Consider the following 9,688-nt stretch of genomic DNA (forward strand, 5'->3'; position numbering starts at 1 on the left):
GCGAGTATGGCTGGCTTAGTCAAGAAGACCTCCCGTAAATAAAGCATGAAGGGGCAATCGCAGGTTGTAAAAAAGCGGAGTGACGTATGGACACGTCACCCCGCTTCTTCACTGAATTATTCTGCGCGCTTTTAGTGGACACACTAAAGCTGTAGCTTACAGGAAAGACCTCGATTTCGGAAGGGCGAAACACACACAAACTCGCCTTATAAAGGCATGGCGACGCGCGACCACGGTGATGGCACGGTTGACACCCCTTCACCCCTCTCTAGAATAGGTACCCATCTCAAGTTTCGAGCAAGAAACCCTGAATGAGTACCCACATCAGCATCGCTGACGCCGCCACGCTGCTGAATGTCAGTACGCAACGGGTCAGAACCCTTTGCCGCAACGGCGACCTCCAGTCCGAAAAGATCGGTAACACCTGGATCATCGACCACGCCAGCTTAAAAAATTACGGGCTCCGAACCGCACATATGATTGCACAAGATCACCCTGCTTACGCCGTGCAGACGTCGTCGAGCGAGCGCAAACCTATCGCTCTGAGTTTTTTCTCCGGCGCCATGGGCCTCGATCTCGGCCTGGAAAAGGCTGGTTTCGATATCCGCCTGGCCTGCGAATCGAACAAGCATTGCCGCCAGACCATCACCCTGAATCGCCCCAACACCGCGCTGCTCGGTGACATCAATGACTGCACCGCCGAGCAAGTGCTGGAAGCCGCACAGGTGCGCGCCGAAGACGTCGACCTGATCGTCGGCGGCCCGCCCTGCCAGGCCTTCAGCACTGCCGGCAAGCGCAAGGCGTTCAACGATGATCGCGGCAACGCCTTCCTCAAGTACATCGATCTGGCGCTGGAAATTCGCCCACGCTTCATCGTGATCGAGAACGTGCGCGGGCTGTTGTCGTGCCCAATGGATCATCGCCCGCACAATCAGCGCGGCAGCGAATTCCCCGATCTGTCCCTCGACGAAATGAAGGGCGGCGCGCTCAACTTCGTCATTAGCGTGCTACGACGTGCCGGCTACACCTGCACGTTCAACCTGTACAACTCGGCAAACTTCGGCACGCCGCAAATTCGCGAGCGGGTCATCATTGTCTGCTCCCGCGACGGCAAAGAAGCGCCGTTCCTGACGCCAACCCACTCCGAAGACGGCTCCCACGGCCTGCCGGTGTGGAACAAGCTGCGCGGCGCACTGGTCGGCCTGGATCAGCACACGCACCTGAACTTTCCGGAAAAACGCCTCAAGTACTACCGCATGCTCACCGCCGGACAGAACTGGCGCAGCCTGACTCCGGACTTGCAGCAAGAAGCCCTTGGCAAGTCGTATTTCTCCGGCGGCGGCAAAACCGGTTTCCTGCGCCGTCTGCATTGGGAAAAACCCTCGCCGACGCTGGTCACTCACCCGGCCATGCCGGCCACCGACCTCGCGCACCCGGAAGAGGATCGCCCGCTGTCGATTCAGGAATACAAACGCATTCAGGAGTTTCCGGACGATTGGCAACTGGCCGGCCCGCTGATCGAGCAATACAAACAGGTCGGCAACGCCGTACCGGTCAGCCTCGGCCATGCGGTCGGCAAGTTGATTCGCGACCTGCTCAGCGGCACCGATCAGGCGCCGCCGCAGGACTTCCGCTTCTCGCGCTACCAGGCCACGTCGCACAACGACTGGCTGCAAGTGTTCGAGCAGCAGAAGAAGAAGCTCCAATTCGACCTGGAACTGGCCTGATTCACTGCCGAGGGAGCGCCTGCTCCCTCACGCCTCACGCCTCACTCATCGCTTGAAGAGTTGAGGCGTACTAGACGGTCCCACTGGATCGCACCCTCAGCGTTGCAAAACTCGCGGGTGAATTCTTCCGTGAACTGGTTGACCAGTTGCGTGTACGAGTCCTGGAATTGGGCATTACGCTCGTGCGCCTTAAAGCCCAGCGGCCCGATCAGCTCGACAAACAGATCCGGGTCGCCCGAGATAAACTCCCAGAAACGCTGCCCGCAGAATTTGCTGTAGTCGCCCTTGTCCGGATTGTTATCACGCCCGTAGCAGCAACCGTTGACGGCAACGATGTTCAGGCCGGACTGGCTGGTACGCAAAGTACGCTGCGCCGTTTTGAAGTTGGTGCGCATTTGGGTGATCTGCGAGCTGTTGCCCCAGTTCGGCCCGGACTTGATCGCGACCAGATGACGGCGCCCGTCTTTATCAAACTCCAGATCAACACCGGCGACCGCTGACTTCCATCCTCCATAGGTCTTGCCATTGATGAAGATCGCCAGCCCTTCCAGCCAATCGCCGAACAGGGTTTCCTCGTTAGAAGACACGTGCGCATCAACAATCCCGCGAACGATCTGCTCCGCCGTCTGCATGTCCTTGGCTTTGAACATGTAGGGATTCTTGCGCTTGAGCACACTCTTGAGCTTCAACCGCGACAGGCTATCGAGACGCTTCTGGTGAAACGTGCCGATATTGTCTTCGACGTACTTGGCCACATCAGCCAGATCCAATGGTTGCATCCGTTGCATTCCTTTCAAAAATTGAAACTTCAGACAAAACAAAGGCGCTTTACGCGCCTTGTTTTTTTTCACGATTGAATTACTTCAGATCGAGCACATCCTGCATGTCATACAGGCCCGGCTCACGACCGTCGAGCCACAGCGCAGCACGCACCGCGCCCTTGGCGAAGGTCATGCGGCTGGAAGCCTTGTGGGTGATTTCCAGACGCTCGCCCTCACAGGCAAACAGCACGGTGTGATCGCCGACCACATCACCGCCGCGAACCGTGGCAAAACCGATGGTTTCACGCTCACGCGCGCCGGTGTGGCCTTCACGCCCATAGACCGCAACCTTCTGCAGATCACGATCCAGCGCATCGGCAATCACTTCGCCCATGCGCAGCGCGGTACCCGAAGGTGCGTCGATCTTGTGCCGGTGATGAGCTTCGATGATCTCGATGTCAGCCTCATCGCCCAGCACCCGCGCGGTCATCTCGAGCAATTTCAGCGACAGGTTGACCCCGACGCTGAAGTTGGCGGCAAACACGATCGGGATGTCTTTCCCGGCATCGGCCAGCAATTGCTTCTGCGCCGCGTCCAGCCCGGTGGTACCGATAACCATGGCTTTGCCTGCCTTGCGGCAGAACGCCAGGTTTTTCAGCATCACTTCGGGCAGAGTGAAGTCGATCAGTACGTCGAACTCTTCAGCCACGGCTTCGATATGACCGGACAGCGGCACGCCAATACGCCCCAGCGAAGCCAGCTCACCGGCATCGACGCCGATCAACGTGCTGCCCGGACGCACCACGGCAGCGGTCAAACCGGTCAGCGGCGCGCGTTGTTGCACGGCTTCGACCAGAATCTTACCCATACGCCCAGCAGCGCCCATCACAGCTATACGTCGCATGCCGACTCCTTACAGATCGCCGAAGAAACGCTTCACACCGTCAAACCAACCGGTGGTTTTCGGTGAATGGCTGTTGTCGTCGGCCAGCGAGCTGCGGAATTCTTCCAACAGTTCGCGCTGACGACGGTTCAGATTCACCGGCGTTTCGACCGCAACGCGGCACATCAGATCGCCTGCACCGCCGCCACGCACCGGCGCTACACCTTTGCCACGCACACGGAACTGCTTGCCGGTCTGGGTGCCTTCAGGGATTTTCAGTTTGACGCGACCGTCGAGGGTCGGGATTTCCAGCTCGCCGCCCAATGCTGCGTCGACAAAGCTGATCGGCACTTCACAGAACAGATGCTTGCCGTCGCGCTGGAAAATGTCGTGCTCGCGGACGTTGATGACCACGTACAGGTCGCCCGTCGGGCCGCCCTGCGTACCCGCTTCGCCTTCGCCGGACAGACGAATGCGGTCGCCGGTGTCGACGCCGGCCGGTACTTTGACCGACAGGGTTTTGTACTCTTCAACGCGACCGTCACCGTGGCAGGAATCGCACGGATCGGAAATGATCTTGCCTTGGCCATGGCAACGCGGGCAGGTTTGCTGCACCGAGAAGAAGCCTTGCTGCATGCGCACCTGACCGATGCCGCCACAGGTCGGGCACGTCGATGGCGAGGAGCCTTTCTTGGCACCCGAACCGTCGCACGGCTTGCAGTTGACCAGTGTCGGAACGCGGATATTCACCGACGTGCCGCGCACCGCTTCTTCCAGATTCAGCTCCAGGGTGTAGCGCAGATCACTGCCACGCTGAGCGCCGCCACGACCACCGCCGCGACCGCCACCGAAGAAATCACTGAAGACATCGCCAAAGATGTCAGAGAAGTTCTGACCGCCAAAACCGGCACCGCCGCCGCCCATGCTTGGGTCAACGCCGGCATGACCGTACTGGTCGTAAGCGGCACGCTTGCTGGAATCGGACAGCACTTCGTAGGCCTCGTTGGCCTCTTTGAACAGTTCTTCCGACGCTTTGTCATCCGGATTACGGTCCGGGTGATGCTTCATCGCCAGACGACGGTAGGCCTTCTTCAGGTCTGCATCGCTTGAGCCACGCTCAACACCCAACACTTCGTAATAGTCACGCTTTGCCATAAGTCTTCTGCACTCTTGAGGACGTCCGGCAAACCCCTCCTGAGGATCGCCAAACTCGTTGAGCCCCAATACAGGCCCGGACCCAACTCACGTCAATTCAACGATCCTGGTCTTTGATTCTGCGGTACTTGCGGCGCGAAAAGCAGGAGCATTCCCGGCCATACCGCCAGCATCCGAACGTTGTCGCATGCTGTAAAAATTCGCGTATTCCAGATACGCCAACGCGGGAGCTAGCTCCCGCGCGGCGACATCCTACCAGTCACTGCCCGAAGGCAGTCAACCGGCCGACCAACAACTTACTTGTGGTCTTTGACTTCTTCGAACTCTGCATCGACAACGTCGTCAGCCTTCTCAGCCGATTCGCCTTGCGGGGCTGCGCCATCAGCTGGCTGAGCCTGTTCGGCGTACATCTTCTGAGCAACCGGAGCGGAGACTTTCGACAGCTCTTCAACCTTCGCTTCGATAGCAGCCTTGTCGTCGCCTTTGACAGCGGCTTCCAGAGCAACCACAGCCGCTTCGATCGCAGTCTTCTCTTCGGCGGTGACTTTGTCGCCCGCGTCAGCAACCATTTTGCGAGTCGAGTGAACCAGTGCATCACCCTGGTTACGGGCAGCGGCCAGTTCTTCGAACTTGCGGTCTTCTTCAGCGTTGACTTCAGCATCACGAATCATTTGCTGAATTTCGTCATCGGACAGACCGGAGTTGGCCTTGATCACGATCGACTGAGTCTTGCCGGTAGCCTTGTCTTTCGCGCCGACGTGCAGGATGCCGTTGGCGTCAATGTCAAAGGTTACTTCGATCTGTGGCACGCCACGTGGAGCAGGTGGAATGTCGGCCAGGTCGAACTTGCCCAAGGACTTGTTCTGAGTGGCTTGCTTACGCTCGCCCTGCAGCACGTGAATGGTCACAGCGCCCTGGTTGTCGTCGGCAGTCGAGAACACTTGCGATTTCTTGGTAGGAATCGTGGTGTTTTTCTCGATCAGCGCGGTCATCACGCCACCCATGGTTTCGATACCCAAGGTCAGCGGGCTGACGTCGAGCAGCAGAACGTCTTTCACGTCACCGGCCAGAACAGCGCCCTGAATCGCAGCACCCATGGCAACAGCTTCGTCCGGGTTCACGTCTTTACGTGCTTCTTTACCGAAGAAATCGGTTACCAGCTTCTGTACCAGCGGCATACGGGTCTGACCACCGACCAGAATCACGTCGTTGATCGCGCCAACGTCCAGACCAGCGTCTTTCATGGCGATGCGGCAAGGTTCGATGGTGCGCTGAACCAGGTCTTCAACCAGTGCTTCAAGCTTGGCACGCGAGATTTTCACGTTCAGGTGCTTAGGACCGGTCGCATCTGCAGTGATGTACGGCAGGTTAACGTCGGTCGACTGGCTCGAGGACAGTTCGATCTTGGCTTTCTCAGCGGCTTCTTTCAGGCGCTGCATCGCCAGCGGGTCACCCTTGAGGTTCATGCCGCTTTCTTTCTTGAATTCGTCGACGAGGTAGTCGATCAGACGAATGTCAAAGTCTTCACCGCCCAGGAACGTGTCACCGTTGGTGGCCAACACTTCGAACTGGTGCTCGCCGTCAACTTCAGCGATTTCGATCACGGAGACGTCGAAAGTACCGCCACCCAGGTCATAAACGATCACGGTGTGATCGCCCTTGGCCTTGTCCATACCGTAAGCCAGAGCGGCTGCGGTTGGTTCGTTGATGATACGTTTTACGTCCAGACCCGCGATGCGGCCGGCGTCTTTGGTCGCCTGACGCTGGCTGTCGTTGAAGTAGGCCGGAACGGTAATGACCGCTTCAGTCACTGGCTCGCCGAGGTAGTCTTCGGCGGTCTTCTTCATCTTTTTCAGAATTTCAGCCGAGATTTGTGGCGGCGCCATTTTCTGGCCGTTCACTTCAACCCAAGCGTCGCCGTTGTCAGCCTTGGCGATCTTGTACGGAACCATCTGAATGTCTTTCTGCACAACTTCTTCGTCAAAACGACGACCGATCAGACGCTTAACTGCGTACAGAGTGTTGTGCGGGTTGGTCACAGCCTGACGCTTGGCCGACTGACCTACCAGGATTTCGCCATCGTTGGCGTAAGCGATGATCGACGGCGTGGTACGCGCGCCTTCAGCGTTTTCAATAACTTTGGCTTTGCCGTTTTCCAGCACGGAGACGCAGGAGTTGGTGGTCCCCAGGTCGATACCGATAATTTTGCCCATGTTAACTCTCCCGAAACTTTGGATTTGGATGCCGCAGCAGTGGTGGCTGACTGCGGTAGCACTTAAACGCTTGACTTCTAAATGGGGGCCTTGCGGCTAATTTCAAGCCTTCTCGTCAATCGAAGGCGAAATTGGCGCAGGCGCCTTGCTGACCACAACCATGGCCGGGCGCAACAGGCGACCGTTGAGCTGGTAGCCCTTCTGAAACACCTTCAAAACGCTGTTCGGTTCTACGTCGGCGCTTTCTTGTGCAGCCATCGCCTGATGGTAAACAGCGTTGAACGGTTCGCCATGCGGATCGATCGCTTCAAGCTGATAACGCTTGAGGGTGTCGTGGAACATTTTCAGCGTCAGCTCGATGCCTTCACGCATCGGACGGATGCTTTCGTCGTCCGGGTTCGACAACTCGAGACCGCGCTCCAGACTGTCGACGATCGGCAGCAGGTCGCTGGCGAATTTCTCCAGGGCGAATTTGTGCGCCTTCTCGACGTCCAGTTCGGCACGGCGGCGGACGTTCTGCAGATCGGCAGCTACGCGCAGAGATTGATCTTGCGCTGCGGCCAATTGCTCTTCGAGCACTTGCACACGGGTCGCCAGGTCATCACTCGAACCTTCCGGCGCCTGAGGGGCATCTGGGTTTTGCGTATCTACTGTCTGTTCGTCAGCCATAGAATTCTCCTTTCAATTTCTTCCGCGAGCCTGACCCGCGCTTCTGTCCCGATATATGGGGCCGCAAAATCAGGCTTCAAGGGCCTCCAAGCATTAACCCTACAAAAAAGTGCCGCATTCTCATTCCCTGATGCGCTAAGAAGTTTTGCGGTTCAAGCAAATCGAGCTAAGCGAGGGCATTGTCAGGCCGAAACAAAACACTGTATAAATAACCAGACCTAAAGCCTGGGAGCGGCCTTTATGCTGGTGCACCTGTCCGTACATAACTACGCCATCGTTGAACATCTCGATCTCGAACTTGATCGCGGGATGAGCGTGATCACAGGGGAAACCGGCGCTGGCAAGTCGATCATGCTCGACGCCCTCGGCCTGACCCTGGGCGATCGTGCCGACAGCGGCGTGGTTCGCCCGGGCGCTGACAAGGCCGACATCCTCGCGACGTTCGATCTGGTCGACATCCCCGAGGCCAGCGCCTGGCTGGCCGAGCGCGATCTGGACATCGACGGCCCGTGCATCCTCCGTCGGGTCATCACCAGCGAAGGCCGTTCGCGTGGCTACATCAACGGCACGCCCTGCCCGCTCGGCGACCTCAAGTCCCTTGGCGAATTGCTGATCGATATCCACAGCCAGCATGAACACCAGTCGTTGCTGAAAACCGATACCCATCGCCGCTTGCTCGACGAATACGCCGGCGCGACCGATCTGGCCCGCCAGGTTCATCTGGCCGCCCAGCGCTGGCGTCAGACCCGTCAGGAACTGGAGCGCCTTTCCAATTCCGGCGACGAACAACGCGCGCGCCATCAACTGCTCAGCTATCAGCTCGAAGAACTGGAAAACCTCGGTCTCGGCGATAACGAACTGGAGCAACTGGAGCAGGAACACAAAAACCTGACCAACGCTGAAACCTTGCTGGGCATTTGCCGGCAAGTGGTCGAGCAATGCAGCGAAAGTGACTCGGGTAATGTCCTGAACGCGCTGACCGCCAGTCTCAATCGTCTGTCGAGCGTGAATAATTCGGTCGGCGCACTGGGCGAAGCCAGCAGCTTGCTGACCAGCGCGCAGATTCAGGTTGAAGAGGCGGTGGGCGAACTCAATCGATTCCTCGACAACTTCGATGCCGATCCGGCACGCCTGCAATATCTGGAAGAACGCCTCGACGCTATTTATACGCTAGCGCGCAAACACCGAATCCAGCCGACTGAAGTCGCGGAAATGCAGCAGAAGCTGCTGGATGAAATCGAAACCCTGAATGCCAACGATGAATCCATCGAGCGTCTGGGTGATGAGCTGGCGTCCTACGCCCGTCATTATCAAGAGAAGGCTCGCGAGCTGAGCGATTTGCGCCATCAGGCCGCCGGCAGCCTTGCCAGTGCAGTGGAACAAGAGATTCAGCGTCTGGGCATGCCCGGCGGCCGATTCACCATCGAGCTGCGCGCAAACAGCAGTGACGAACTGCTGCCGAACGGCTTGGAACAGGTCGAATTGTTGGTCAGCGCCAACCCCGGGCAACCGCTCAAAGCGCTTGCTAAAGTGGCGTCCGGTGGTGAACTGTCGCGGATCAGCCTGGCGATTCAGGTGATCACTGCGCAGACATCCCGGGTGCCAACGCTGGTATTCGACGAAGTGGACGTGGGCATTGGTGGCCCGACGGCGGAAATTGTCGGCCAGTTGCTACGTCGCTTGGGTGAACGCGGACAGGTACTGACGGTGACGCATTTGCCGCAGGTGGCCGCGCAGGGTCATCAGCACCTGTTTGTGCACAAAGTGCGTGGCGATGAGGCAACCCACACAGCCGTGTCCAAGCTGAGCAAGACTGAACGAATAGAAGAAGTCGCGCGGATGCTCGGCGGCATCGATCTGACCAAGGAATCGTTGGCTCACGCGAAAAAAATGGTGGTTACCGCGAAAGTTTAAGATTTTTAAACAATAGAAAGCACGAAGGCGACCCTTGGGTCGCCTTCGCTCGTTTCGCGAACCTGAATTCGCGCGACATGCTTACTTTTTCTTGCGGACGTACAGCACCAGGTTGTGATCAACCATCTCAAAGCCATGCTTCTCGACGATCGACTTCTGGAGTTTTTCGATTTCTTCGTCGAAGAATTCGATCACTTCACCGGTTTCCACGTTGACCATATGGTCGTGGTGGCCACCGTCAGCCAGTTCGAATACCGCGTGGCCGCCGTCGAAGTTGTGACGGACCACCAGGCCAGCTGCTTCGAACTGGGTCAGAACACGGTAAACCGTGGCCAGACCGACGTCCTCGCCAGCTTCCATCAACGC

The 9,688-nt window shown here is 57.9% G+C and carries 8 protein-coding genes; 2 read left to right on the forward strand and 6 right to left on the reverse strand.

Annotated features, from left to right (window positions below; all coding sequences use genetic code 11):
* Nucleotides 1–311 precede the first annotated feature (311 nt).
* On the forward strand, nt 312–1,727 hold the full coding sequence (locus ACIP66_RS27235; protein WP_053117023.1) for a DNA cytosine methyltransferase: 1,416 nt from the start codon (nt 312–314) through the stop codon (nt 1,725–1,727).
* 41 nt (nt 1,728–1,768) lie between these two features.
* Here ACIP66_RS27235 and ACIP66_RS27240 read toward each other — a convergent pair whose 3' ends face one another.
* The 5 genes from ACIP66_RS27240 to grpE form a co-directional block, all read right to left on the reverse strand.
* A complete protein-coding gene (locus ACIP66_RS27240) occupies nt 1,769–2,506 on the reverse strand; it encodes a PmeII family type II restriction endonuclease (protein WP_400652265.1) in 738 nt (245 codons plus the stop codon).
* Between the two features lie 79 nt (nt 2,507–2,585).
* Nucleotides 2,586–3,392 (reverse strand): 4-hydroxy-tetrahydrodipicolinate reductase, encoded by an 807-nt coding sequence (gene dapB / locus ACIP66_RS27245; protein ID WP_212549748.1) that lies wholly within the window; start codon nt 3,390–3,392, stop codon nt 2,586–2,588.
* A 9-nt stretch (nt 3,393–3,401) separates the two neighbouring features.
* Entirely contained in the window at nt 3,402–4,526 is a 1,125-nt protein-coding gene (gene dnaJ / locus ACIP66_RS27250) for a molecular chaperone DnaJ (RefSeq protein ID WP_053117020.1), read from the reverse strand.
* Between the two features lie 296 nt (nt 4,527–4,822).
* A complete protein-coding gene (gene dnaK, locus ACIP66_RS27255; RefSeq protein ID WP_158830202.1) occupies nt 4,823–6,739 on the reverse strand; it encodes a molecular chaperone DnaK in 1,917 nt (638 codons plus the stop codon).
* Nucleotides 6,740–6,841: 102 nt separating this feature from the next.
* Nucleotides 6,842–7,408, reverse strand: a complete 567-nt coding sequence (grpE, locus tag ACIP66_RS27260) for a nucleotide exchange factor GrpE (RefSeq protein ID WP_053117018.1) — start codon at nt 7,406–7,408, stop codon at nt 6,842–6,844.
* A gap of 240 nt (nt 7,409–7,648) precedes the next feature.
* Between grpE and recN the strand changes: the two genes are divergently transcribed.
* Complete coding sequence (gene recN, locus ACIP66_RS27265; protein WP_282352806.1) at nt 7,649–9,322, forward strand: DNA repair protein RecN; 1,674 nt, start codon at nt 7,649–7,651, stop codon at nt 9,320–9,322.
* Nucleotides 9,323–9,403: 81 nt separating this feature from the next.
* Here recN and ACIP66_RS27270 read toward each other — a convergent pair.
* A partial coding sequence (locus ACIP66_RS27270; RefSeq protein WP_400652270.1) for a transcriptional repressor occupies nt 9,404–9,688 on the reverse strand: 285 nt, incomplete at its 5' end.

The organism is Pseudomonas sp. NPDC088429 (assembly GCF_044753305.1).
Classification (GTDB): Bacteria; Pseudomonadota; Gammaproteobacteria; order Pseudomonadales; family Pseudomonadaceae; genus Aquipseudomonas; species Aquipseudomonas rustica.

What these genes read in the sequence shown, in the direction of transcription:
- ACIP66_RS27235 (WP_053117023.1), top strand. Translation starts at nt 312, where the DNA reads ATGAGTACCCACATCAGCATCGCTGACGCCGCCACGCTGCTGAATGTC.
- ACIP66_RS27240 (WP_400652265.1), bottom strand. Translation starts at nt 2,506, where the DNA reads ATGCAACCATTGGATCTGGCTGATGTGGCCAAGTACGTCGAAGACAAT.
- dapB (WP_212549748.1), bottom strand. Translation starts at nt 3,392, where the DNA reads ATGCGACGTATAGCTGTGATGGGCGCTGCTGGGCGTATGGGTAAGATT.
- dnaJ (WP_053117020.1), bottom strand. Translation starts at nt 4,526, where the DNA reads ATGGCAAAGCGTGACTATTACGAAGTGTTGGGTGTTGAGCGTGGCTCA.
- dnaK (WP_158830202.1), bottom strand. Translation starts at nt 6,739, where the DNA reads ATGGGCAAAATTATCGGTATCGACCTGGGGACCACCAACTCCTGCGTC.
- grpE (WP_053117018.1), bottom strand. Translation starts at nt 7,408, where the DNA reads ATGGCTGACGAACAGACAGTAGATACGCAAAACCCAGATGCCCCTCAG.
- recN (WP_282352806.1), top strand. Translation starts at nt 7,649, where the DNA reads ATGCTGGTGCACCTGTCCGTACATAACTACGCCATCGTTGAACATCTC.